Raw genomic sequence first — 24,884 nt, forward strand, 5'->3', positions numbered from 1 at the left:
GTCGGGTCTCCTTTCTCGTCCTTGCGTGCGCGTCCCGACACCGGCCGGGTCACCCAGCCATGGCTTGTTCTCCGCACAGCCGCTTGGTCTCTTCGACGAACACCGGATAGGGCCGGCCCAGAACCTCGCTGTCGTAGGCGTCGACCAGCGTGCGCAGCTCCGTCTCCAGCCGCTCGGCGAGCCGGGGCGGATTCTCGTCCGCGAGCAGCAGCCCGACGTTGAGGAAGGCGACCAGCAGATCCGGAAGGCCCCCGACCCAGGCGCGCAGCCGGCTGAGCAGCGGGCGCAGCCCCTGCTCACCCCGGGACCTGCGCGCCCTGGTCGCGTCGACGATGAGCTGGGCGACGAAGGGCAGCTCTTCCTTGTGGTCGGCGACCTCGGCGCTGACCTTGCTCCAGGCCGCCCACACGTCCTCGACCCGCTGGTCCGGGATCCGGTACTCCCGGCGGGCCTCCAGCAGGACATCCCTGGCCGGCCCCTCGACGTCCGGGAGTTCCGGGGGAGCGGGGTCGGTGATCTTGTCGTACATCTCCGTGCCGCGCAGCGCGATGGCGCGGCTGATGAAGGAGAACGGGTTCTCACTCATGGCGATGCCGGCGGCCACGATGAACTTCAGGTTCTCCCAGAGTTCGTCGAGGGTCGTACCCGGTTCGACCATGATCCAGCCGGGTTCGAGTTCGATGCCCTCCTGTTTGAAGATACGGGCGGCGTCGAAGTTGTACTCCACCATGGTTCCCTTGCGGAACCTCTTGGCCATCGTCGGAGCTCCGGTCTCCATGCCGAGCAGCGCGGAGGCCATCCCCGCCCGGCGCAGGGTGCGCAGTGCCTCCCGGTCGATGAGGCCGGTGTCGACGCGGAACTCACTGTGGAAGGAGATGTCGAGGTTGCGGCGGAGGATCTCCTCGGCGAATCCGACGGCGTGGTGGTAGCCGTCCTGGAAGGCGCCGCCGAAGTTGTCGTCGTTGAACCAGAGGAACCGGGTGCCGAACTCCCGCTGGAGGAACTCGATCTCGTCCACGACGTCGACCGGTGAGCGGACCCGCCAGGCCTCGCCCGCCACGACACCAGGCGCCCGGGGGACGTAGCAGAAGGTGCACTTGGCGTGGCAGCCGCGGCTGGTGTACGTCGACGCCACGGGCGTGGGGATGCCGTTCTTGCGGTGGTGGACGAGCAGGTCGCGGGCGGGCCACGGTTCCTCGGCGAGGTCGGGGAGTTTCGGTGGGCCGCTGCTGCGGACGCGGCCGTCCCGCCAGAACCACAGGCCGGGCACACCGCGCCAGTCCCGGCCCGCGGCCAGGCACTCCATGATGCCCTCCACGGTGAGTTCGCCTTCGCCGAAGGCCACGCAGTCGGCTTCCGGGATGCGCTCGGCTATGAGTTTGGCGTTGTAGGTGCAGAACGCCCCGCCGATCGCGACGAAGACGGAGGGATCCGCCTCGCGGACGCAGCGCAGCAGCCGGACGGCGTCGATGATGTGCAGGTCGTACATGATGCTGATGCCGACGAACTGGGGCCGCTCGCGCCGGATCAGGTCGGTGATCGCCTCGTCGCTGGGGTTGCGTCCGTGCAGGTTCAGCGCCCGCACCGAATATCCGCAGGACCGCAGATGACCCGCGATGCAGGCCACACCCAGGTTCTCGCGGACCTTCTCGTAGAAGAGGCGCATCGCCGGGTCCAGCCGGAGGTACTCGTCATCGTTGATCAGGACGTTCTGATTGTTGACACTGGAGAATCCTGTGAGGATCTCCCGTGGTGTCATCAGCACCGCGTCAGCCATCCCTGCTCCCCTCCCTGCGCCCGGCCGCGCCCCCGGTGAGGAGGAACGCGGCGTTGTTGCCGCCGAACCCGAAGCTGTCGACCATCACGGAGCGAATGCCGGCACAGGGCTCCGGATCGCGCAGCACCCGCACATGCCGCGCGTCGAGAGGCTCGCGCAGCCCGGGTGTGCCCGGGAGGACCCCATGACGCAGGGCCCGGACCGCCGCCACGACGCCGGGGAACACCGAGGCGTGCAGCAGATGGCCGGCCGCCCCCTTGTACGAACTGACCGGGACGCCCCGCCAGCCGTGCTCGGCGCCGATCCGGTCCAGGGCCAGCAGTTCGGCCTCGTCGCCCTGCCGGGTGCCGGGGGCGTGGCCGTGGACGTAGTCGACGCTGGTGAGCCCGGCCATGGCCAGCGCCTCCCGCATGCACGCGGCGCCGATGTGCGCGTTGAGCCGGCTGATGCCCTGACCCGCCACCCGGCAGGAGATCCCGCTGAGCGTCGCCAGGGGAGCGTGCCCGCGGGCCGCCGCCCGCTCGGCGGTCTCCAGCACGATCACCCCGGCGCCTTCCCCGATGGTCACGCCGGAGCGGTCCTCGTCGAACGGGCGGGCGGCGGTCGTACTCGTCGCGCGCAGCACGTCGAGGCAGGCGTAGTCGTACGCGTTGAGGGCCGACGCCCCGATGACGACCGCCGTGTCGGCCAGCCCGCACAGCAGCCACTCGCGCGCCATGGCCAGCCCGAAGGCACCCGACGCGCAGGCGTGTGCCATCAGGACCGCGTTCGGTGGGGCGATGCCCGAGCCGTCCCCGTCCCAGTCGGGCTCCAGCGCTATCTCGTCGATCCGGGGCGCGTCCCTGACCTGCGGCAGGTGCGGAACCACCCCGGCGTACACCAGCAGGGTCCGGTCCGGCAGCTTGGCGAGTCCGGCCTCCCGCAGCGCCTCGGAGCGCGCCCGGTCGACCAGCGCACGCCGCGTCGGCTGTCCGGGCGTCGCCTCCACCTTCGTCTGGCACACGGTCGTACTGCGGAAGCGGGACGCGTCGAACCGGGTCAGCTCGCAGAGCCCTCGCCCGCCGGCCAGCAGGTTCCGCCAGAACGCATCCCCTCCGTCACCGAAGGCGGTGACCAGGCCGGTGCCGGAGAGGACCACCGACGGCCCCGGCGGCCGCCGCGGCGCCGTCCGGCCGGTGCCGCCCGTGCCACCGATGCCGTCGGCCGGTGAGGAGCGGGTACCACCGGCGGCGGTCACGGGGACGGCCGCGACCCGGTAGCCGTCGCCGTGCGGATCGCGCACCAGCTCGCACACGACCATCGCCTCGTGCAGCCCCGCGGAGATCGTGCCCCACGCCCAGCGCACCGCCTGCAAGGTGGCCGAACGCGGGCTGATCAGCACGTAACCCGGCCCGTCCCAGTCGCCGGCCGCCGCCAGCTCCTGGAGCAGCTGCGCCGGCTCCGGGGTCATGGCCTCGGACGGCCGCAGTCTGCGGCCCCCCGCCTCCGCCTCCACGCACCGGCTGACGTACCGCGAGGTGGCCGAGACGCAGTAGTCCGTGGCCGCCATGACCACGGGGGCGCCGGTCCGCAGGGAGGCGGGCAGACGGCCCAGCGCCGCGGACAGCACGTCGACGAAGGCGGCGCCCAGGGTCTCACCGGCGGCCAGGACGGACAGGTCCCGCCGGGAGCGGAGGCCGTCCAGCATCTGTGGGGCCGTACCGCCCACGATCACCGTGGCCGCCTCCGGGGTCGTCATGACACCGCCGTTCCGGATGCCACGGCGCCGTCCGCACGAGAGAGCCGCTGGGCCAGTTCATCGAGGGAGAGCCGGCCGGCGAGGAAGGTGCCCACGTCCGCGAGGCGCGGGTCGCCGTGCCGGCCGGCGACCCGCCGCCAGAACCGGGGCAGGAGGTCGCCGGTGTCCCGGCGCGCCGTCGGCAGGTGGTACGCGGTGGCGTCGAGCGGTTCGAACGTGCTGCCCGAGGCGGAGAGCCGCAGCCCGAGTTCGAGGTCCTCACCGCCCCACAGCTCTCCGTAGTGCTCGTCGAAGCCACCGACCCCTTCGAACACCGTGCGCCGGATGCTGGTGTTCGTTCCGATGCAGGACAGCCAGCGCAGCGCGGCGTGGTCGGGCGACCGCGTCACCCTGCGGGCGGTCCTCTCGATGAACGACAGGCGCGGTCCGAGGAGGGGGACACGGGAACCGAGGTCGGCGACGGTACCGGGCTCGATCCTCCGCCCCCGGGCCCCGGTCAGGGCCGCCTCCAACAGCCGGGGATCGGGCGTCATCGCGAACGCGGACAGATCGGTGACGCCGCCGTGCACCACGGCGGCACCGGCGTCCTGGTGGGCCGCGAGGTGCGCCTCCAGCAGCCCCGGTGTGGCGAGCGTGTCGTCGTCGAGGAAGAGCAATACCTCCCCGCGAGCCAGTCGTGCCCCGCTGTTGCGCGCGCAGGCCGCACCACGCCCGCCCGTGGCGGCCCGCCGGACGGGCAGCCCCGCCGGTCCGGCCGACAGCACCTGCTCCACGGCACCGCGGCCGGGTACGTCATCGGCACCGTCGTCGGCGTCATCGACCAGGATGACCTCGAACCGCTCACGGTCCATGGTCTGATGTGCCAGGGCCGTCAGAGTGAGCAGGAGCCGTGTGGTCCGGTCACGTGTCGGAACGACCACACTGACCGACACCTCGCCGGCCGCTCCACCCGGCCGCGCGGCCGTCGGCGTCATGGCCGTCACGTCAGGGAGCGGCTCTCGCCGGCCCTCTGCTCGATGATGTAGGTGGCCAGGCCCTCGATGGAGAAGAGGGTCTCCTCCGTCAGGTCCTCGTCCTCGAAGACGACATCGAACTTCTCCTCCAGGATCAGCAGGTACTCCAGAGCGTCCAGGGAGCTGAATCCGTACTGGTCCACGAGGCTTGCGTCGCCCTCGTCGGGCGCCTGCCGGTGATCACCCTTGGTCATGCCCGCTGCGATCTCGTGAAGTTCCCGAATGAGTCCGGCGCGATCCATCGTCTCTCGTCTCCCGTGGTCTCAGTCTCGGTCAAACCTTCGTGAACCGTTCGTCGAGCTGCTGCTCGGTCAGCCCGCGGAAGCGGTCCATGCGGAAGTAGTGCTGGAGGTCACCACCGAACTCGACGCGGTAGTAGAAGTCGGTGGTATGGCGCTCCGGCTCCGTGCTCACCGTCTCCCCGCGCCGGAGCGCGGCGATCAACCGGGGCACGGGGTGGGTGAACTCCGCGTCACTGCGCAGGTACCAGCGTTCCCCGTACTTCGTGACGACCGGGAGGTCCTCCTCGGGACCCGAACCGTCGGGCAGCGGGCGGACGGGCTGGCACAGCAGGTCGTAGCGGAACACCTCGTCCAGGAGGGGCAGCAGGTGTTCGGGCACGTGGGGGCGCATGGCCTCCTGCCACCACTGCCGCAGCAGCCCCTTGGTGAGCAGGCGCCAGACGTTGGGGTCGACCAGTTCGCTGGCGGAACTGGCCGGTCTGGCGACCGCGTGCAGCTGCCGGGCCCCGGGGGCGTCGCTCTTCTCGATCCAGTCGGAGAAGCTGAGGATGACGCGTGACTGGGGGACGCCGGCGAGCTCGCGCAGGGCCACCCAGATGTTGTGCAGCAGCAGGCTCCGGGCCAGCACCCGGTTCCAGCAGATGAAGCGGAGCATGCGCTCGTTGTCCGCGAGCGTCATGGTCCTGTGGGCGAGCACGTAGTCGAAGTCGTCCTGCTCACCGCGCACGGTCACCAGTCCGTGCTGCTCCCGCTTGTCGTGGTACTCGGTGTTCGGCAGCAGCATCAGCGGATGGACCGCGATGAACGGCGTATGCCGTGCCGCCCGGTCGTAACCGTCCAGGAACGAGGCGATCGTCTCGCCCGGCGCTCCCCAGATCAGCTCCAGATACGGTGTGATGCCGTGTTCGGTCAGCCAGGCGACGAGACTTTCCCAGTCGTTCAGCTTCATGTTCCGCCGGCGCATGAGATCCAGCACGGAATCATCCATCGTCTGCAGGGCGAGGATGAAGGCGCTGTGCATCCCGGACTGCTTCATCTTTTCCATGATGCGGTAGAAGCCGGGGGACTTGTTCTTGGCCCAGGAGGTTTCGAGTCTCCTCGGGAACCCGTATGTACTGCGCACCCGGAGCAGATCATCGAGGAATTCCTCGTCCTGGCGCAAGAGGCCGAAATTGGAATCGGCGAGCATGAGGATGTCCGCGCCATGCCGCCCCAGCACTTCGAGTTCCTCGCGCAGCCGCTCCCGGGAGAACGCCCGCATCTTCTGCCCGGTGGCCCCTCCCCAATAACAGAAGGCGCACTTGTAGGGGCAGCCGCGATTCGTCTCCATGAGCGCGTAGTCGTAGAGGAACCGGCCTTTTTTGTCGACGAGCGGTACCGCTCCGGACAGGATGGGGGACGGCAGGATCTCGAGATCCTCGATACGTGCGCGCTCGGGAGTCGTGACCAGGTTTCCATCCGCCTCGCGGAAGGAGATGCCGCTGATCTCGTGGAGGCCGGTGCGGCGGGCGCCGTCGAGGTAGCCGTTCATGAGATCCCGGAAGATCAGCTCTCCCTCGCCGTTCACCACCACGTCGACGTGGGGGAACATACGGAAGACCCGCTCGGCCTGGTGGGCGACGTGGTTGCCGCCGAAGATGACCCAGCCCTGCGGGTTCATCTGCTTGAACGTCTCCGCGAGGGTGCCGAAGGAACGGTAGTTCCAGCCGAGGACGGAGAAGCAGAGGATGTCGGGACACCCGTCCCGGACGAGATCCCGGGACATGGCGTTCAGGGTGACGTCGCCGGGATAGTTGCGGATGGAGATGTCCATACGCCGCCGAATGCGCTCATCGGCGTCGGCGTAGGCCTTCAGGTAGCCGATGGCCAGCGGCATGGAGGCCGCGGAATTCCCCCAGACTCCTTGCTGAACAAGTAGTACGCGAGTCTCCATTCACTGCCTCGTCCTCTAATCGTCCCGGCAGGCCAAATCGCAACTTTGAGGCTACAGCAGAAGATCCCCGGCGCAATGGGGCCGCCGTCACCTGGCCGCCGGCATGGCCAATTCCCTGCGTTCGGTACGTGTTCAACCATGCCGGCGTGCTGGTGAAACTCACCCTCCGGGCGCGGTCGGGCGGCCCGGAACTCCGCCGGTGCCGGGCGGCTGACGTGCGAATCCGGTCGAGGCTGCGCGGCGCGTTCCCGGTGCGCTGCGCGGGCCGGGGGATGCGGCCGGAAGCGGTCTCCGGGGCGGAATGAATGACCGGAAACCAATCCGCCTCTCGGCGGTGCGCGAAGAAAGATCATAACAGCCGCGGCAGGATGATTTCGGCCACCCGTCCATCATTTTCTGCCGGTCCGGAATCCGCCCTGTGCGCGTGTGGTGGCGATCGGTATGCTCCGCCCATATCGCGTCTGTCATTCGTCACCGCTCGGGCTCGGGAGTTACATGACAGAGATTCCTGACACATGGTGCCCGACCGCTCTGCCGCATGTGGAGACAGTCGACGGCCGGCTCCGTTTCATGGGACGTCAGGTCGATGTGGCCGGGCCCGTCCCGGACCATGACGCCGTCCTGCTGTCCCACTGCGACGGCAGCCGGCCCCTGTGCGGGTTCACCGCGGCGGACCGGGAGACCATCGGCCTCTGGCGGCGGCACGGGCTGCTGCTCATGGCGCCCCCGCGCACAGCCGGCCAGGCGGTCACGGAACCGCCCGTGCTCGTGTCCCCGCACCCGGACGACGCCGCCTTGGCCCTCGGCGGGACGGTGGCCCGGACGGGAGGCCGGTTCCTCGACGTCTTCAGCGTCGAGACCTGGACCAGGGATCCGTACTACGGCCGGCGGCCGGCGACGACCCAGCGCCTCCTGCTGGCGGAGGAAGCCGTCGCCGCCCGCGTGCTGGGCGCCCGCGTGGAGCTGCTGGGATTCGTCGACGCCGCCGACCGCGACCTCAGACGGGATCGCTTCTTCGCCGACCCGGCCTGGTCCGACGGATTCGCACGGGAAGAACCGGAGCTCTTCGACGCCGTCACCGAACGCCTGGCCGCCCTGCTGGACGGCGCCGGCGTCGTCTACGCGCCCCTGGGCGTCGGCGGTCACGTCGACCACCTCGCCTGCCGGGAAGCGGTGCTGGAACTGGTGCGCGACGGCGGACTCGGCGGTGCGCGGGTCGCCTTCTACGAGGACCAGCCGTACTCCCTGTTCTCCGCCGCCGAGGAGACCGCGAAGCGGCTCGGCGCACGCCTGGCCGAGGCGGGACTCGGCGAACTGCGCCCGCACCTGCTCCCCGTGGACGAGACGGCGGCGCTCATCAAGTGCGAGGCGCTGGGCGCCTACCGCATCCAGGTGCGCAAGGGCATCATCCAGCGCATCCGCCGCCACGACACGCGCCTGGCGCAGGGCGCGCAGGGCGCGGCGGCTCCGGCATCTGCGGCAGCCGAACGGGTCTGGCTGATGCGCGGCTGACCGTCTCTCCCACCCGACCGGCAACCGCGGCCCCGCCGCTCTGTGAAGGGTTTCCCATGTACGCGTTGGCTCAGTCCCTGATACCGGCGGACCTGGAGGTCCTCACCGAGGCATGCGCCGAGGTGGGCCTCCCCCTGCATGTGACGGACCGCGGAGCGGGCCAGGCCCCGCCGCCCGGCGCGCTGCTGGTCTCCTTCCACCGGGTCGCCGCGGCCCGGCCGGACGACCTGTCCATGGAGGAGCTGAAGCGCGGGGGCGGTTACCCCGTGGCCGTACTGGACGGCGTCTCCGCCACCGAGGTCCTGGCCGCGGTCTCCCGCGGCTTCAGCTTCACGCTGGCCAGCCCCCTGCGGCACCCCCGGCTCGTGGAGACCCTCAGCTACCTCAAGAACGTCACGCCGTCGGAGAACACCCAGGTGCTCACCCTCGACGGGAAGGGCTCGCTGAGTTCTCCCGCGAAGTCGCTGCCCGTGACCGACGCCGAGGCGCGGCTGCTGCGCCTGCTGTCCGACCGGTCGGGCCAGATCGTCTCCCGTGAGGAACTCACCGAGGCCACGGGTGGGGAGGACGTGAACAAGGTGACGTCGGTCCTGAAGCAGAAGTTCCTGGACCTCGACTCCGGTGCGAAACTGCTCAAGGTTCCTCACCTGGGCTTCCGCCTGGTCGGAACCGTCCGCGAGGGTGAGAGCTGATGCGCGCGGTGGTGATCACCGGTGCTCCCGGCGTGGGCAAGACCAGGCTGGGCCACCAGTTGGTGACCCGGTACAGCGTCCCGGCCGCCGCGATGGACTGCGATCCCATCGTCCATCCGTGGAACGGCGGCGAGGAGGTGTACGACCTGATGGCCGCGACCGTGCGCGCCGCCCTGCCCGTCTACCGGGAGTGGGGGGCGCGCGTCGTGATCGTCACCGGGGTGGTTCTCGCCGGCCGTGTCTACGAACGTTTCCAGAAGGTGTTCGAGGAACTCGGCGCGGACCCGGTCCACTACGGGCTTCGGGCCGACGCGGAGGCACTGGCCGCCCGGATCGAGAAGGACGCGGGCGGCCGGCACTTCGTCGAGGGCCGGCTCGCCGAGCGTCACCTCGACGCGGAGGTGCCCGATGTGCCCGGAGTCCGGCTGGTCGACACCACGCGCCTGACCCTGGTCGAGGCGACCGACGCCGTCGCGGCCCTGGAACGCGCCGAGTTGGGACCGGACTGGCTCGGCGCGCCCGGGTGATCACCGGAAGCGGCCCACCTCCATGCCCTCACCGCCGAGTCGCACCGAGAGGACGAACCCGTAGTAGTGCGTGGCACCGATCCGCGTGACGTACTCCCGGACCTCGTCGCCGAGCGGGCCCGTGAGCTGCTGCTGTTCGTCGCGCGGCGCGAAGGCCGGCCAGCGCGGGGGCGTCGAGGGCCGCAGCAGCAGCCGTCCGGAGACCTTCAGGCGCCGCAGCGCGGCCTCCAGCTCCGGGACGAAGAACGGCCCTCGCTCGTCCCCGTAGGCCGCGGCCTGGAGCAGTGCCTCGCCGTCCTCGGTGAGCAGCCGGGGGACCTGGCGCAGGAGTTCCCAGAAGAACTCCAGGCCGTCCAGCCCGGCCTCGCCGGCCAGCCAGCCGAGCGAGCCCCGGCGCAGCGGGAGGCAGGGGGGATTGGAGACGACGAGATCGAACCGGGAGCCCAGGGAGAGGGACATGATGTCCCCCTCGGTGGCGGTCAGCCGGTCTCCCAGCCCGTTGACATGGGCGTTGAGCGTCGCAGCCGCCGTACATTCCGGATTGACGTCGACCGACAGCACCTCGGCGCCGTTCCTGGCCGCCGACAGGCCGAGGATGCCGGTGCCGCACCCGAGGTCCAGGGCCGACCGCGCACCGCGGCGCGCCGCCACGAGGCGGGAGAGCGTCATCGAGTCGGTGCCGACCCAGGGCGCGTACGATCCGGTGTCCCGTCCGGCCGCCCGCCAGGCGGCCAGCAGCGACATACCGTCCCCGCGGACCAGGCAGTAGTCGGCCGACACCTTTCCGGAATCCTCGGCGAGCACCCGGGCGCGGAGCAGGAGATCGAGCAGCGGACCGGGGACCTCCGCGCGGACGTCGGACTCCGCCACCCGCTCCCCGAAGACGAACAGGGAGGAGAGGACGGACCCGGCGCCCATGGTGGTGGAGATCGCCGCCAGGGTCTCGGCGTTCCGCCACGGTGCCAGTTCCCCGAGCCAGTCCCCGGCGAGCGTGAGCAGATCGTGCTGCGGAAGCGTGAGCAGCCTCTCCAGCCCGGCACCAGCGAAGTCGTCGCCGGAAATCCCATCCACGGAAATCATTACTCTCCTAGAGGCCTCGGTATGCTCTGCTTCTCCGGCATTCCGCCGCCCGCGGGATCAGTGGGCGGGCTGCTCCCCGGCCGGCTCGAAGATCGGCGTGAACGCCGACTTCAGTTCCCGTAGCCGTGCCAGAGCGCGGGGCCCGGCGTACGGCGCACAGCGCGCGATCTCATCCTCGGAGATACCCCCGAACAGATAGAGGTTGACCACGTCGATCGGTCCCGTGCAGCTCTTGCAATACGGGAAGCGGGGCCGGGACTGCATGAACATATCGTAGTGCTGATGCTTTCCGAACTGTTCGTGGATCAGTTCGGGGCTCTCCTTTATGTTTCCCATGGGCTTGAGCCAGGCGTAGGGGCAGCAGGAGACGTCTCCCTGGCCGAAGAGCTGGACCATGGTGGCCGTCGCGTAACACCTCAGGGTGCGGACACCGGTGCTGAGTTGATTGGCTATGTGTTCCACGAAGGCGCGCGGCGGAAGGACCGCGGACAGTTCGTCGTAGCGTTCCAGCAGTGGCGCGAAATGGTCGCCGAGTGGAGGCGCGTGAGTGGTCCTGGTCTCTCCGCGCACGGGGAAGAAGTAGAGCATCACGCCACGCCCGTACCGTTCGAGCAGGAACTCGGCGAAGTCCGCCTGGCTGGCGGCGTTCAGGTCACTGAGCACCGACTGGATCTCGATGGGGATGCCCAGCTCCACCGCGTTGTCCAGGTGGCGCATGATGACGTCGAAGAGCTTGTGCTGCTTCGGTGGCAGCCGGTGGCCGTTCAGCTCCAGCGTATGGCCGTCCAGGGAGAGGCACAGCTGGACGTTGCCCAGCTCGGCGAGGGTTTCCAGCCGGTGCGGTGTCAGGAAGGCGCCGTTGGTGATGACCTGCACGACCTCGTACTTCTCGCTGCACTCCGCGACGAACTCGGTGGAGCCCTTCAACCAGAAGAACTCGCCACCGCTGAGGCGCATGATGGGGCTGTCCACATGACGGTGATAGGCGTCGAGGATCTCATGCCAGTCCGCGCGCCGGTCGGTGGTCAGGCGCAGCCTCGCGTCCGGGACCTGCATGAGCAGATTGAAGTCCTCGGTGAGGCAGTAGGAGCATCGCATCTGGCACAACTGCTCCTCGATGACCATGTCGTTCATGAGGAGCTTGAGACGGTCCTGGCCATCGCGGTGTGCGAACATCGCTTCACGGAACTCAGTTTTCAGGGCCATGCCTTATCACCGAACCCAGGGTCGTTTTCACGCATGACGCTCCGTTGGCCGACGAGTCTAAGTTCACTCTGAACGCAGGGTCAATGCGCGCGACCGGGGGCGCCGCCTTTCGGCTGGAACGCGACCCGGGCCGGCCGGAGGATGGCTCATATTCGCCTGATGGCCGACCACTTGTAACAAGGTAGCGTTACATCCACGTGCTCGCCAAATCAGTAGGCTGAACTGGCAGTAAGGACGGCAGTATGCTGGCTCTCGGGCTCGGTGGTTCCAATCATGACTTCTCGGCTTGCCTCGTCGAGAACGGTGAGATCGTCGTCGGCATTGAAGAGGAGCGGCTCACGCGCCGCAAATACGCCGTCAATGTGAATTCACTGGCGAACCAGTGCTGGCGGTACTGCCTGACAACCCGGGGAGTCCGGCTCGGTGAGGTGGAGTCGATCGTCGCGGACGACACCCTCCTGCCCAGTTGCTACTTCCCGTTCCGCAGTCGGACGACGCTCATCCGGCATCACATGGCGCATGCGGCCAGCACCTTCTATCCCTCGCCCTTCCCCGAGGCAGCGGTCCTCGTGGTCGACGGCGCGGGCAGCCTGTTCGAGGGGCACGGCGTCGAGACGATGACCATGTCGGTCGGCACCGGCACGGAGATCACCGAGATCTCCAAGGTGTACGGGACCAACTGGAGCACCGACGGTCTGCGGGAGGCCAAGGTCTACCAGGCCGGCGACAGCGACCACTCGCTGGGCTTCATGTACAAGGCGGTCAGCAGGGCCATCGGCTTCAGCCTCTACGAGGAGGGCAGCTGGTACCTGACCGAGGACGGCAAGACCATGGGCCTCGCGCCCTACGGGACCGACCGCTACCGGGCGCGGTTCCGCCGCTACCTCGACCTCCTGCCGGAGGGCCGGTTCCACCTGCACCTCAAGAGCGGCGGACTGCTGCACTTCGTCGAGCACGCCCTGGACGGACTGGAAGGGGACGAGCGCTTCGCCCGGGGTGCCGACCTCGCCTGGGCCGCGCAGGACCTCCTGGAGACCGCCGTCCTGCACGCCGCCCACTGGCTGCACCGGGAGACCGGGCTCTCCCGCCTCTGCCTGGCCGGCGGCGTGGTCCTCAACTCGGTGGCGAACGGCAAGATCCTGCGGGACACGCCGTTCACCGACGTCTTCGCCCAGCCCGCCGCGGGCGACAACGGCTGCGCGGTGGGCTGCGCGTACTACGGCTGCCACATCCTCGGCGAGCAGCCGCGGCCGCGCGGCCCGAAGGCGCCGAAGTCGGCCCCGCGGCCCCAGCGCCACACCTACCTCGGCCGGTCGTACAGCACCGAGGAGATCCAGACCGCCCTCGACGCCTCCGGCCTGCCCCACCGGCGCGTGGCGCGGCCGGCCCGGCTGGCCGCCGGACTCCTCCCGCGGGGCGCGCTCATAGGCTGGTTCACCGGTGGCTCCGAGTTCGGACCGCGCGCCCTCGGCCACCGCAGCATCCTCGCCGACCCGCGCCGCGCCGAGATGAAGGACATCCTCAACCGCAAGGTCAAGCACCGCGAGGCGTTCCGGCCGTTCGCCCCCGCCGTCCTCGCCCACAGGGCCCGCGAGTACTTCGAACTCGACATCGAGTCGCCGTACATGCTGCTCGTCGCGCCGGTGCGCGACGACAAGCGCCAGGAGGTGCCGGCCATCACCCACGTGGACGGGACGGCGCGGGTCCAGACGCTCACCCCGGAGGCGAACGGCGCCTTCTACGAACTGGTGGAGCGGTTCGGCGAGCTCACCTCCGTACCCGTCGTGCTCAACACCTCCTTCAACGACCGCGGTGAGCCGATCGTGGAGACGCCCGAACAGGCGCTGGCCTTCTTCGGGCCCAGCCGGCTCGACTATCTCTTCCTGGAGGACTTCGTGGTGGCCCACAGCACGACGGACCTCGACACAGTGACGGAGGCGGCCGCGTGACCGACGGCCCGCAGATGCGGTACGAGACCTGGCGGGCCCTCGCGCTGTGGGGGGAGGAGGAGGCGGCCGCCGCCATGGAGGTGATCCGGTCCCGGTCGCTGTTCCGGTACTACGGGCCGCACCTGGGGCACCGGACCGACGCCTTCGAGGCCGCGTTCTCCGCGGTGGCGGGGGTCCCGTACACCGTCGCCGTGTCCTCCGGCACCGCCGCGCTCACCGCCGCGCTGATCGGCCTCGCCATCCCGCCCCGGGCGGAGGTGATCGTGCCCGCCGTGACCTTCGTCGGCAGTGTCGGCGCCGTCGTCGCCGCCCGCGGCATCCCCGTCTTCGCCGAGGTCGACGACTCGCTGACGCTGGACCCCGCGAAGCTGGAGGAGCAGATCACCGAGCGCACCTGGGGCGTGATGCCGGTCCACCTCAACAACGCCGCCGCCGACATGGGGCCGATCACGCAGGTCGCGCGCCGGCACGGACTGCGGGTGATCGAGGACGCGGCCCAGGCCGCCGGTGCCGGCTACCGGGGACGGCCCGTCGGCAGCCTCGGCGACGCGGGCGCCTTCAGCTTCCAGCTCGACAAGAACATCACGGCCGGCGAGGGCGGCGCGGTCACCGTGGCCGATGCCGACGTGTACGACCGGGTGGCCCGGTACCAGGACCAGGGCGGCCAGTTCACCACCTCCAAGGGCGCGACGCGGGGGACCGGCGACAGCCCGCCGTTCATCGGCGCCAACCAGCGCATGACCGAGCTGACCGCGGCCATCCTGTCCGCGCAGCTGCCTCGGCTGGTCCCCATGTGCCGGCGCCTGCGTGACGTGGCGCGCCATGTGCGCGCCGAGACGGCCGATCTGCCGGTGCGCTGGCGGCGGCTGCCGGACGAGGAAGGATCGGGTGGCGACCTCACACTGTTCCTCGACTCGCGCCTGGCGGCGCGGGGCTTCGTCGCCGCCCTGAACGCCGAGGGCATCCCGGCGCACACCATGTACCAGGGGCAGCCGGTCACGGCCAACCGCGCCGTGCGGGAAGGGCGTACGCCCTGGGGCGTGGAGTGGGACCGACCCCCGCGCTACCGGATCAGTGAGGGGCTCCTGGGCCGCTCCGTCACCATCGGTCTGGGCGCCGGCATGACCGACGAGGACGTCGATGCCGTGGTCACCGCCTTCCGCAAGACCTACCCGGGCACCACCCGGACCGACTGAACGAGCACCCCCGACAGGAGCGGAGCGACACGCCGACATGACCCTGTACGACATTCCCGTCCACACACTCGCCGGGGAGCCCGGCGACCTGAGCGCCTACCGGGGAAAGGCACTGCTCGTGGTCAACGTCGCCTCCCGGTGCGGGCGGACGCCGCAGTACGCTGCGCTGGAACAACTGCACCGGCGCTTCGGGCCCCGCGGGTTCGCCGTTCTGGGCTTCCCCTGCAACCAGTTCGGGGAACAGGAACCGGGAACCCCCGAGGAGATACGGGAGTTCTGCTCGACCACCTACGACGTCACCTTCCCCCTCTTCGAGAAGGTGGACGTCAACGGCGCGCGAAGGCACCCGGTCTACGAGATTCTCACCGCCGCCCCCGACGAGCACGGGGTGGCCGGAGACGTCGAGTGGAACTTCGAGAAGTTCCTCGTCTCGCCCGGCGGTCTGGTGGCGCACCGCATCGGTTCACGCGTCAAGCCGGACACCCCCGAGATCATCGCCAAGATCGAGGCGCTCCTGCCGACCTGACCCCGGCCCGGGCCGCGCCGTCCCCCCTCCCGAGAGACGCGCGGGGTCGGCAGGGCGCCCGTACCGCGTCGGTCGACCGGTGCGCCGGCCGGACAGGATGAGGCCGGCCGTCCGGGGTCGAGGCTGCCCGGCCCGGACGGAACGGACGGTGACAGATAACGATCTCGGCGCATACCTTGCGTAATCCACGTGTCCGTCTAGCCTCCGGCCATGGCTTTTCTATCGCGTCGCCGCAGAGCGGCACGCCTGGCGCCGGAACTCGGTGACCAGGACCTGGGCAGGCTGCTGAAGTCCCTGCTGGCGACCACGAGGACCGGAACGATCGCGACGACGGACCTGTGTGCCGCGCAACTGTCCCGGCTGCTGGGCCAGGAGCCGGGCGACTGGGACCGCCGGACGCACCGCATGGGCGTGCTGGCCGGTTTCCTGGCCGGATCGCATCTGGCGCGGACCTGGGCCGCGCGCGAGCCGCGTGACGTGAACGCACTCGTCCTGCACGCCTGGACCGAGGTCGCCCACGCCCGCACGCACGGGGGCCTGGAGGACGCGGCCGGCACCGTGGACAGCTGTCTGCGGGCCGCCGAACTCGCACCGGACGATCCCACCCCGTGGGTCGTTCTCCTGGCGGTGGCACGCGTGGAACGCTGGGCGCAGCCCCGGGTGTTCGGGGTGTGGAACGAGGTTCTCGCGCGTGACCGCTGGAACCGTGAGGCCTATCTGGGAATGCTGGGCTATCTGAGCCCTCAGGAGGCCGGATCGCGCATCCAGGTCCTGGAGTTCGTGGACACCCTGCGGGCCCGGATGCCCGCGAACGCCCCTTGCGCGGCGACGGAACTGACCGCCCAGGTCCAGCAGTACCACGCCCTGCTCGACCGGGGCGGGTTCGAGGCACTGGTGGCACGCAACCACTGGTCCCAGGCGATGGCGGCCCAGGCCCTCGACCGCGTCGTCTCCACCTGGGTACGGCCTGGGTTCCTGACCCACGCCGCGGCGAAGGCCGATCTCAACGTCCTCGCCTACGCGTTGCTGGCCGCCGACCGGCGGGTGGAGGCCCGCGCGGTGTTCGACGCGCTCGACGGTACCGTCACGGCCTGGCCCTGGCAGGCCGGCGGCGACCCGGTCCAGGAGTTCGAGCAGGCGCGGCGCAAGGCGACGGCCGGTATGTGACCGGCGCCCGTGCCCCGTTTCACAGCGCGTCGGGGAGCAGGGGGAGATAGCCGAGGGAGTGTCCGGCCGCCGTGGGGTGGTAGGACTCTCCGAGGTCCAGCCAGTCGAGGCTGTGCAGCCATGGTTCGGGCGAGCAGATCTCGTGCCCGGCGAACGCGCTCCGCACGTCGACGAAGGTGAAACCGTGGGCGGCGGCGCGCCCGGCGAGCACCTTGTCGAGATGGTCCGCGACGTCGTTGAGCGCGGACCGCTCGGTGTCCGGCAGGCCGCCCGAACAACTGCCGTGCAACCGGTACAGACGCGGATAGCCGAGCACCACGACACGGGCCGCGGGTGCTTTGCCGCGGATGGCCGAGTAAAGACGGTCGAGGTTGCCCGGCAGCGTCCGGTCCATGGCGGAGCGGGCCTTGGCCGCGGCGGACAGACACGTGCTGCCGCCGCCCACCACGCAGGCCGCCATGACGCTGGTGAAGCCCGCGTCCCGGCCGCCTGCCGTGAGGGTCACCAGGCCGGTGCGCGGGCCGAGCGGGCCGAGCTGGTTCTTGAGCACATCGCCGGTCTTGGCGCCGTCGCAGGCGGTGAAGCCGAACGACGAGGGGGAGTGGGCCGCGGCCCACAGGGCTGGGAAGGACAGGCTGCTGCGCAGGCAGCGCGGCGTGGCGGTGAGGTAACTGCCGGCTCCGACCCCCGCCGAGTAGGAGTCACCGAGAGCCACGTAGCCCGTGGCCGCGATGCCGGGTGCCGCCGCGGTGGCCGCGGGACCGGCGAGGGTGCAGGCGGCCGCGAGGAGGAGGGAGGCCGCCCAGGGCGGTATTCGGGACTTTCTCATGACTCTCCTCTATCCCGGCCCGGCTGGCTCCGCCCGCCCTGGCCCCCTGCGCGACCCCGCCGAGTTGACGGCTACCGCCGCCCGTGGTGCGGCGGGGGCAGCCCTGTGGCGCAGGCACGCGGGCCCGGAAGGGCCCCGCGGGTGAGGGGCCGGTCACCCGGCGCACTTCACCCGATGAGCCGTCACTCGCCCGGCGGCGTACCCGGCCGCCGATCACATCGTCGGATGGAACCCTTGTATTGGCATGGACCTGACGCACAGACGGGGCTAGGCTCTGCCCCGCCACGAACGAGAGCGCTCTCAGGCATCGGCTGTTCCACCCCCACCCCTGGAACGACGAAGGGCAACCCCCATGAGACGCACCAGACTTGCGCACGCCGTCCTGTCCGCGCTCCTCGTCCTCGGCGGACTGAGCGCGGCCGGTACCTTCCCCGCGTCGGCGGCCGGCTCCGCCGCCGAAACCACCACCTCCGTACGATCCGCGGAACCCGCCGCCGACGGCGTCCTCACCGCCATGCAGCGGGACCTCGGCCTGACCCGCACCCAGGCGGTGACCCGGCTCGCGGCCGAGAGGACCGCCGCGAACCTCGCCCCCAAGGCTCGCCGCACGGCGGGTGCCGCCTACGCGGGCTCCTGGTTCGACGCCCCGAGCGGGCGTCTGACCGTGGCACTCACCCAGGACGCCCCGGCCGCCACGCGCCGGGCGATCGAACGCTCCGGGGCCACCGTCCGTACCGCCGAGCGCAGCGCCCGGCAACTGGACGCGGCCAAGGCGCGCATCGACCGGCTGACCGCGCCCCCGGGGGTCAGCGGCTGGCATGTCGATCCGAAGGCCGGCACGGTCGTCGTCGAGGTCGTACGCGGCGAGCGGGCCGACAACGATGTCCAGCGCTTCCTCTCCCGGGCCCGCCAGACCGGGCCCGTCACCGTCGAGGCCTCCGGGGCCCCGAGAACCCTCGCCGCCGGCACCGTGGGCGGTGACCCCTACTACACCGGCAACGTCCGCTGCTCCATCGGCTTCTCGGTGTACGGCGGCTTCGTCACGGCCGGGCACTGCGGGCAGCCCGGCGCCGGGGTGAGCGGCTGGGACCACTCCTACATCGGAACCTTCCAGGGCTCCTCGTTCCCGGACAACGACTACGCCTGGGTCAGCGTGGGCAGCGGCTGGTGGACGGTGCCGGTGGTGCTCGGCTGGGGCACGGTGCCCGACCAGCTCGTACGCGGTTCCGCCGTGGCGCCCGTCGGCTCCTCGGTCTGCCGTTCGGGTTCCACCTCGCACTGGCACTGCGGCACGGTGCTGGCGCTGAACGAGACCGTCAACTACAGCCAGGGCGCGGTGCACGAGCTGACCAAGACCAGCGCCTGCGCCGAACCCGGTGACTCGGGCGGCTCCTTCATCACCGGGGACCAGGCCCAGGGCGTCACCTCCGGCGGCTGGGGCAACTGCTCCAGCGGCGGCGAGACCTGGTTCCAGCCGATCAACGAGATCCTGGGCCGGTACGGCCTGACCCTGCACACCTACTGACCGGGAGGCGGCGGCCCGGGGGGTTCCGCGCGCCGTGCGCGGAACCCCCACCCGTAACCCCCCCCGGCGCCGCCGGGACCGTCCGCGTGACGGCGACGTCTCGCCCACAGGACGCCTCCGCCCGCATCCGACCGCACCTCACCCCCGAGGCGCCCCGCTGCGCAAGCCGGACATGACCAGGTCGAGGAGCCGGGCGGCGCGGGAGCGCCAGTCCTCGTGGGGGTCGAGCTGCCACAGGCCCGCTATGGCGAGGAGGAAGTCGTCGGCGGTGACTGCGGGGCGGATGGCGCCGGCTTCCTCGTTGGCGCGCAGCAGGAGTTCCGCCGCGCGGGCCACCGGTGTGGGGGACGGCTTGGCGGGGCCGCCGGGCGCGCCGGTGACCTGCCGTATCGCGTCGGCCAGTCCGGCCTTGGTCATGGCGAACTCGGCGAGCCGGTCCATCCAGGCGCGCAGGGCCTCGTCGGGCGCGCGGGTGGCGAGCAGGTGTTCCGCGCTGTCCGCGACCTGCTGCATCTCGTGGCGGTAGATCTCCAGGACGAGTGATTCGCGGTTGGGGAAGTTCCGGTAGAAGGTGCCCTGCCCGACACCGGCCTTCTTGGCGATCTGGCTCAGCGGGGTGTCGGCGCAGCGCGACAGTTCCGCGAGCGCCACCTCCAGGATGCGCTCGCGGTTGCGCTGTGCGTCCGAGCGCCGGGGTGAGTCCATCTGCTGCGGCACTCGTCCTCCTCAAGGCGTGGCCCAACGGTGTGGCCGAACGGCGTGGCCGAACTTCGCCCCTTGCTAAGCGGACAGCTGTCCGTTACGTTTTCTATGAGCGGACAGCTATCCGGTTACGTTCACCATAGCGGCGGAGGCGACCCTGCGGGAGTCGCCGGTCATCCCCACGGGGCCTGCGCCCCGCACCTTCGTTCGCCCCCGCCCTCGCGCCACCCACCGCACGACGTACTCCCCGCGCGGCCGCTCCCGGGCCGCCGGCCCCCCGTCTGTCCTGGAAATGCGAAAGAAGCAGCTCATGCCCTCATCGACGTCCAGTGCCATCACCTTGAGGATCAACGGCGAGAAGTACACACTGCCCGTCGACCACCGCACCACCCTGCTCGACGCCCTGCGCGAACGCCTCGATCTCACCGGCACGAAAAAGGGCTGCGACCAGGGCCAGTGCGGGGCCTGTACGGTCCTGCTGGACGGACGCCGGTCCGTCGCCTGCCTGCAACTGGCCGTGGCGGCCGAGGGCCGGGAGATCACCACCATCGAGGGCGTGGCCGACGGTGAGCGGCTGCATCCCGTGCAGCAGGCATTTCTCGACCTGGACGGTTTCCAGTGCGGCTACTGCACACCGGGCCAGATCTGTTCGGCGATCGGGATGATCGAGGAGCACGCGGCGGGCTGGCCGAGCGCCGTCACCGAGGACGTCCGCCCCGAAGCGGGGCCACCACCCCTGAGCGCCGAGGAGATACGCGAGCGGATGAGCGGAAACCTGTGCCGCTGCGCCGCCTACGTCTCGATCGTCGACGCGGTGGCCCGCGCGGCCGAGGCCCGCCCGGACGAGGAACACGCGCACCCCGTGACGGGTGCCGAGGAGGCTGTGGCATGAGGGAGTTCGACTACCGGCGCGCGCACGACGTCACCGGGGCCGTCGCCCTGCTCGGCGCCGATCCGGACGCCCGCTACCTCGGTGGCGGCACCAATCTGGTCGACCTCATGAAATCCGGCGTCGAGCGGCCCGCGCGGCTCGTCGACGTCCGCGAACTCCCCCTGGACGAGATCGGGACCACGCCGGAGGGCGGTCTGCGCATCGGCGCCACCGTCACCAACGGCGACCTGGCCGCCCACCCCGAGGTCCGGCGCCGTTACCCGGCGCTCGCCCAGGCGGTGCTCGCCGGTGCGTCCGGCCAACTGCGCAACATGGCCACGGTCGGCGGCAACCTGCTCCAACGCACCCGCTGCGGCTACTTCACCGACGTCACCCAGCCCTGCAACAAGCGCATCCCCGGCAGCGGTTGCCCCGCCATCGAAGGTGAGCACCGCAACCACGCGATCCTGGGCGCCTCCGACCACTGTGTGGCCGTACACCCCTCGGACATGGCCGTGGCCCTGACCGCCTTCGACGCCGTGGTCCGGTTCGAGACGGCGGACGGACCCGGCGAGGTGCCGCTCGCCGACTTCTACCTGCCCGTCGGGGACACCCCGCACCGGGAGACCGCCCTGCCGCCGGGCGCGCTGATCACCGGCGTGACACTGCCGCCCGCCCCGGTCGCCGCCCGCTCCCGCTACCGCAAGGTCCGCGAGCGCGCCTCCTACGCCTTCGCCATCGGCTCCCTCGCCGCCGCGCTCGACGTCCGTGACGGCGTCGTCCGCGACGCGCGCCTGGCCCTCGGCGCCGTGGCCTCCCGGCCGTGGCGGGCCGCCGCGGCCGAGCGGGTCCTGACCGGCGCACCGGCCACCGCCGAGACCTACGCCGCCGCGGCGGACGCCGAGCTGGCGGCGGCGCGGCCGCTGCCGCACAACGGATACAAGGTGGACCTCGTCCGCAATCTGGTGGTGGCCGTCCTGACCGAACTCGCCGAGGAGAGCGCACGATGACCGCCGTCACCACCGGAACACCCGCGCAGGCGCCCGCCGTCGGCACCGGCCACACCCGTGTCGAGGGCAGGGACAAGGTCACCGGAGCGGCCCGCTACGCGGGCGAGGTGCCCTTCGCCGACCTCGCCCACGGCTGGCTGGTGCTGTCCACGGTCGCCCGGGGCCGCGTCCGCGCCCTCGACACCGAACCCGTCCTCGCCATGCCGGGCGTCCTCGCCGTGCTGGACCACCGCAACGCCCTGCGCCTGGAGACCGACTACACCGGCCTGCTGGGCATGCGCCCCGACCCGACCTGCGCGGTCTTCCAGCACGACCGGGTGCCGCACCGGGGCTGGCCGGTGGCGCTGGTCGTCGCCGAGACGTCCGAGCAGGCGCGGGAGGCCGCCGAGGCACTCGTCGTGCACTACGAACAGGAGCCGCACGACGTCGGGTTCACCGGCGAGCGGCCGGACGCGTACCCGCTGGACGGCCACATGCCGGCGGTGACGGAGAAGGGCGACCTCGACGCCGCGCTCGCCTCCTCGCCCGTCGTCGTGGACGCCGAGTACACCACCCCCGAAGAGCACCACAACCCGATGGAGCCCCACGCGGCGACCGCCCGCTGGGACGGCGGACAGCTCGAGGTGATCGACTCCAACCAGGGCGTCACCTGGGTCGCCGGCGAACTCGCCAACCTCTTCTCCCTCGACCCGGCCTCCGTGCGCGTGCGCTCCGAACACGTCGGCGGCGGCTTCGGCAGCAAGGGGGTCCGCGCTCACCAGGTCGCCGCGGTGATGGCCGCGACCGTCCTGCACCGGCCGGTACGGGTCGTCCTGACCCGGCGCCAGATGTTCTCACTGGCCGGCTACCGCAGCCCCACCAGCCAGCGCGTCCGGCTCGGCGCCGACACCGCCGGACGCCTGCGCGCCCTGGAACACCGATCCGTCAGCGCCACCTCCACGGTGTACGAGTTCATCGAGCCGAGCGCCGGGGTGGCGCGGGTGATGTACGACGCCGACGCCCACCACACCGCCAACCGTCTCGTACGGCTCGACGTACCGACCCCGACGTTCATGCGTGCCCCGGGCGAGGCACCCGGCTCGTTCGCGCTGGAGGCGGCACTCGACGAACTCGCCGAGCAGTGCGGGCTCGACCCGGTCGAGCTGCGTCTGCGCAACGAACCGGACAAGGGCCCGGTGTCGGGCCTGCCGTTCGCCGGCCGCCACCTGGCCGCCTGCTTCCGGGAGGGCGCCCGCCGGTTCGGCTGGGCGGACCGGGATCCGCGCCCCGGGGTGCGCCGGGACGGCCGCTGGCTGCTCGGCACCGGTACGGCCGCGGCCTCGTTCCCGGCGGGCGCCGCCCCGTCCACGGCCGCCGCGACCGCGCACCCGGACGGCACCTTCACCGTGCGGATCTCCGCGGCCGACATCGGCACCGGCGCCCGTACCGCGCTCACTCTGGTCGCCGCGGACGCGCTCCAGGTGCCGCCGGAGCGCGTCCGGGTGCGCATCGGGGACAGCGCGTTCGGCCCCGCGATGATCGCCGGCGGCTCCATGGGCACCCGATCCTGGTCCTGGGCCGTCCAGGCCGCGGCTGGTGACCTGCGCGAACGGCTGGCGTTCGGCACCGGCATCCCGCCGGAGGGCATCACCGTACGCTCCGACACCACCGCGGCCATCGCGGCGCTGCCGCCCGCCGAACGCCATTCCTACGGCGCGCAGTTCGCGGAGGTCGCCGTGGACGCCGGCACCGGCGAGGTGCGGGTGCGGCGGATGCTCGGCATCTTCACGGCGGGCCGGATCGTCAACCCGCTCACCGCCCGCAACCAGCTGCTGGGCGGCATGATCTGGGGCATCTCCATGGCCCTGCACGAGGAGGCCGTCCGGGACCACGCCTCGGGCGGCCATGTCGGCGCCGACCTCGCGGGCTATCACGTCGCCACCCACGCCGACGTGCCCCGCATCGAGGCGGACTGGCTCGAGGACACGGATCCGGACGACCCGGTCGGCATCAAGGGCATCGGAGAGGTCGGCATCGTCGGCGCCGCGGCGGCGATCGCCAACGCGGTCTGGCACGCGACCGGCGTACGCCACCGCGACCTGCCCATCCGGCCCGACCGCGTCCTGTCGGCCGCCGCGGGAGCCCCCGATGCTTGACCTGGCCGGGGAACTGCGCCACTGGATCGAGGAGGGCCGGGAGTTCGCCGTCGCCACCGTGGTGGCGGTCGCCGGCAGCGCGCCGCGCGCTCCCGGCGCGGCCCTCGCCGTCGACAGCGCGGGCACGGCCATCGGCTCGGTCTCCGGCGGCTGCGTGGAGGGCGCGGTGTACGACCTGTGCCGCGAGGCCCTGCGGACCGGCGAGAGCGTGCTCGAACGGTTCGGCTACAGCGACGACGACGCCTTCGCCGTCGGCCTGACCTGCGGTGGGACGATCGACGTGCTCGTCACACCGGTGGCCGGCGAGGCCGGCGTACGCACCGTCATCGGGTCGGCGCTGTCGGCCGCCGCGCAGGGCGAACCGGCGGCCCTCGCCCGGGTGGCCCGGGGCCCCGCCGAACTCCTCGGCCGCGCCCTGCTGGTCCGCTCCGACGGCACGTCCGAGGGAGCTCTCGGCGGCGGTCCGGAGCTGGACCGGGTGGCGGCGGCCGAAGCCCGTGCCCTGCTGGAGGCGGGCCGCACCGGCACGGTGGACCTGTCGGCGAGCGGAGCGAGATGGGGGTCCCCCGGGACGGAGTCCGGGGGAGGCGCGCACTGCCCCGGCGGTCTGACACTGCTGGTCGAGTCGAACGTGCCGCCCCCGCGGATGATCGTCTTCGGTGCGGTGGACTTCGCGGCGGCGCTGGCCCGGGTCGGCCGGTTCCTCGGCTACCACGTCACCGTCTGCGACGCCCGGCCCGTCTTCGCCACGCCGGACCGGTTCCCGGACGCCGACGAGGTCGTCGTCGACTGGCCGCACCGCTACCTGCGGCGCACCGCCACCGATGCCCGTACGGTCCTGTGCGTGCTCACCCACGACGCGAAGTTCGACGTACCGCTGCTGAAGGTGGCCCTGCGGATGCCGGTCGCGTTCGTCGGGGCGATGGGCTCGCGCCGCACCCACGAGGACCGCGACCGGCGTCTGCGGTCGGAAGGTCTCACCGAACGGGAACTGTCGCGGCTCCACTCACCGATCGGCCTCGATCTCGGCGCCCGCACCCCTGAGGAGACCGCCCTGTCCATCACGGCGGAGATCGTCGCCGCGCGACGGGGCGGGACGGGGGCACCGCTGACCGGCGCGAAGACGCCGATCCATCACGGGAACGGAGAGGCCGAACGGCCGGCGGTCGCCTGACGGTCATTTTTTCGAGGGGGCACTCGGCGGGCGAAGACGTACGGCATCCGGCAGGGCCCGCTGAGGCCCGTGGCCCAGGC

At 71.3% G+C, this 24,884-nt stretch carries 21 protein-coding genes; 12 read left to right on the plus strand and 9 right to left on the minus strand.

Annotation, left to right across the window (positions count from 1 at the left end):
* Positions 1–49: 49 nt before the first annotated feature.
* The 5 genes from ACGFT1_RS18195 to ACGFT1_RS18215 form a co-directional block, all read right to left on the minus strand.
* Positions 50–1,777, minus strand: a complete 1,728-nt coding sequence (locus tag ACGFT1_RS18195; RefSeq protein WP_373909979.1) for a radical SAM protein — start codon at positions 1,775–1,777, stop codon at positions 50–52.
* Positions 1,770–3,515, minus strand: coding sequence for a beta-ketoacyl synthase N-terminal-like domain-containing protein (locus ACGFT1_RS18200; protein ID WP_373909980.1), 1,746 nt, complete (start codon positions 3,513–3,515; stop codon positions 1,770–1,772). The genes ACGFT1_RS18195 and ACGFT1_RS18200 overlap by 8 nt, the downstream gene beginning before the upstream one ends.
* Positions 3,512–4,489, minus strand: coding sequence for a glycosyltransferase (locus tag ACGFT1_RS18205; protein WP_373909981.1), 978 nt, complete (start codon positions 4,487–4,489; stop codon positions 3,512–3,514). The genes ACGFT1_RS18200 and ACGFT1_RS18205 overlap by 4 nt, the downstream gene beginning before the upstream one ends.
* A 5-nt stretch (positions 4,490–4,494) precedes the next feature.
* A complete protein-coding gene (locus ACGFT1_RS18210; protein WP_373909982.1) occupies positions 4,495–4,722 on the minus strand; it encodes an acyl carrier protein in 228 nt (75 codons plus the stop codon).
* 79 nt (positions 4,723–4,801) lie between these two features.
* Positions 4,802–6,703 (minus strand): KedN5 family methylcobalamin-dependent radical SAM C-methyltransferase, encoded by a 1,902-nt coding sequence (locus tag ACGFT1_RS18215; RefSeq protein ID WP_373909983.1) that lies wholly within the window; start codon positions 6,701–6,703, stop codon positions 4,802–4,804.
* A gap of 570 nt (positions 6,704–7,273) precedes the next feature.
* Between ACGFT1_RS18215 and ACGFT1_RS18220 the strand changes: the two genes are divergently transcribed.
* The 3 genes from ACGFT1_RS18220 to ACGFT1_RS18230 are packed head-to-tail and all read left to right on the plus strand — an operon-like array spanning position 7,274 to position 9,434.
* Entirely contained in the window at positions 7,274–8,215 is a 942-nt protein-coding gene (locus ACGFT1_RS18220; RefSeq protein ID WP_373909984.1) for a PIG-L deacetylase family protein, read from the plus strand.
* Positions 8,216–8,271: 56 nt separating this feature from the next.
* Entirely contained in the window at positions 8,272–8,907 is a 636-nt protein-coding gene (locus tag ACGFT1_RS18225; protein ID WP_373909985.1) for a transcriptional regulator, read from the plus strand.
* The gene (locus ACGFT1_RS18230; RefSeq protein WP_373909986.1) at positions 8,907–9,434 is read left to right on the plus strand and encodes a hypothetical protein; all 528 of its coding nucleotides are present in this window, start codon (positions 8,907–8,909) and stop codon (positions 9,432–9,434) included. Before ACGFT1_RS18225 ends, ACGFT1_RS18230 begins: the two co-directional genes overlap by 1 nt.
* On the opposite strand, the gene ACGFT1_RS18235 is transcribed toward ACGFT1_RS18230, so the two are convergent.
* Both ACGFT1_RS18235 and ACGFT1_RS18240 read right to left on the minus strand, forming a co-directional pair.
* Positions 9,435–10,505: a methyltransferase gene (locus ACGFT1_RS18235; protein WP_373909987.1), complete on the minus strand. Its 1,071-nt coding sequence runs from the start codon at positions 10,503–10,505 to the stop codon at positions 9,435–9,437. It lies immediately after the preceding gene.
* A 66-nt stretch (positions 10,506–10,571) separates the two neighbouring features.
* Complete coding sequence (locus tag ACGFT1_RS18240; protein ID WP_373909988.1) at positions 10,572–11,690, minus strand: radical SAM protein; 1,119 nt, start codon at positions 11,688–11,690, stop codon at positions 10,572–10,574.
* 272 nt (positions 11,691–11,962) lie between these two features.
* Here ACGFT1_RS18240 and ACGFT1_RS18245 point away from each other — a divergent pair, with 272 nt between their 5' ends.
* From ACGFT1_RS18245 to ACGFT1_RS18260, 4 genes are all read left to right on the plus strand, one after another.
* Positions 11,963–13,669: a carbamoyltransferase gene (locus ACGFT1_RS18245; protein ID WP_373909989.1), complete on the plus strand. Its 1,707-nt coding sequence runs from the start codon at positions 11,963–11,965 to the stop codon at positions 13,667–13,669.
* The gene (locus ACGFT1_RS18250) at positions 13,666–14,865 is read left to right on the plus strand and encodes a DegT/DnrJ/EryC1/StrS family aminotransferase (protein ID WP_373909990.1); all 1,200 of its coding nucleotides are present in this window, start codon (positions 13,666–13,668) and stop codon (positions 14,863–14,865) included. The genes ACGFT1_RS18245 and ACGFT1_RS18250 overlap by 4 nt, the downstream gene beginning before the upstream one ends.
* Before the next feature lie 37 nt (positions 14,866–14,902).
* Positions 14,903–15,391 (plus strand): glutathione peroxidase, encoded by a 489-nt coding sequence (locus ACGFT1_RS18255; RefSeq protein WP_373909991.1) that lies wholly within the window; start codon positions 14,903–14,905, stop codon positions 15,389–15,391.
* A 210-nt stretch (positions 15,392–15,601) separates the two neighbouring features.
* Positions 15,602–16,558 carry a hypothetical protein gene (locus tag ACGFT1_RS18260; RefSeq protein ID WP_373909992.1) on the plus strand — a complete coding sequence of 319 codons (957 nt, stop codon included), beginning with the start codon at positions 15,602–15,604 and terminating at the stop codon, positions 16,556–16,558.
* Positions 16,559–16,577: 19 nt separating this feature from the next.
* Here the strand turns inward: ACGFT1_RS18260 and ACGFT1_RS18265 are convergent, their stop codons facing one another.
* Positions 16,578–17,387, minus strand: coding sequence for an SGNH/GDSL hydrolase family protein (locus ACGFT1_RS18265; protein WP_373909993.1), 810 nt, complete (start codon positions 17,385–17,387; stop codon positions 16,578–16,580).
* A 352-nt stretch (positions 17,388–17,739) separates the two neighbouring features.
* On the opposite strand from ACGFT1_RS18265, the gene ACGFT1_RS18270 reads away from it, so the two are divergent.
* Positions 17,740–18,912 (plus strand): S1 family peptidase, encoded by a 1,173-nt coding sequence (locus tag ACGFT1_RS18270; RefSeq protein WP_373909994.1) that lies wholly within the window; start codon positions 17,740–17,742, stop codon positions 18,910–18,912.
* 138 nt (positions 18,913–19,050) lie between these two features.
* Here ACGFT1_RS18270 and ACGFT1_RS18275 read toward each other — a convergent pair whose 3' ends face one another.
* Positions 19,051–19,617: a TetR/AcrR family transcriptional regulator gene (locus ACGFT1_RS18275; protein ID WP_373910106.1), complete on the minus strand. Its 567-nt coding sequence runs from the start codon at positions 19,615–19,617 to the stop codon at positions 19,051–19,053.
* Between the two features lie 307 nt (positions 19,618–19,924).
* Here ACGFT1_RS18275 and ACGFT1_RS18280 point away from each other — a divergent pair, with 307 nt between their 5' ends.
* Genes ACGFT1_RS18280 through ACGFT1_RS18295 form a run of 4 tightly spaced genes read left to right on the plus strand, consistent with a single transcriptional unit; the run spans position 19,925 to position 24,804 of the window.
* Positions 19,925–20,506: a (2Fe-2S)-binding protein gene (locus ACGFT1_RS18280; RefSeq protein ID WP_373909995.1), complete on the plus strand. Its 582-nt coding sequence runs from the start codon at positions 19,925–19,927 to the stop codon at positions 20,504–20,506.
* A complete protein-coding gene (locus tag ACGFT1_RS18285; protein ID WP_373909996.1) occupies positions 20,503–21,495 on the plus strand; it encodes a xanthine dehydrogenase family protein subunit M in 993 nt (330 codons plus the stop codon). Before ACGFT1_RS18280 ends, ACGFT1_RS18285 begins: the two co-directional genes overlap by 4 nt.
* A complete protein-coding gene (locus ACGFT1_RS18290; protein ID WP_373909997.1) occupies positions 21,492–23,630 on the plus strand; it encodes a xanthine dehydrogenase family protein molybdopterin-binding subunit in 2,139 nt (712 codons plus the stop codon). The genes ACGFT1_RS18285 and ACGFT1_RS18290 overlap by 4 nt, the downstream gene beginning before the upstream one ends.
* Positions 23,623–24,804 (plus strand): XdhC family protein, encoded by a 1,182-nt coding sequence (locus tag ACGFT1_RS18295; RefSeq protein ID WP_373909998.1) that lies wholly within the window; start codon positions 23,623–23,625, stop codon positions 24,802–24,804. Before ACGFT1_RS18290 ends, ACGFT1_RS18295 begins: the two co-directional genes overlap by 8 nt.
* Positions 24,805–24,884 lie beyond the last annotated feature (80 nt).

It is taken from the genome of Streptomyces sp. Y20, from assembly GCF_043195475.1.
Classification (GTDB): Bacteria; Actinomycetota; Actinomycetes; order Streptomycetales; family Streptomycetaceae; genus Streptomyces.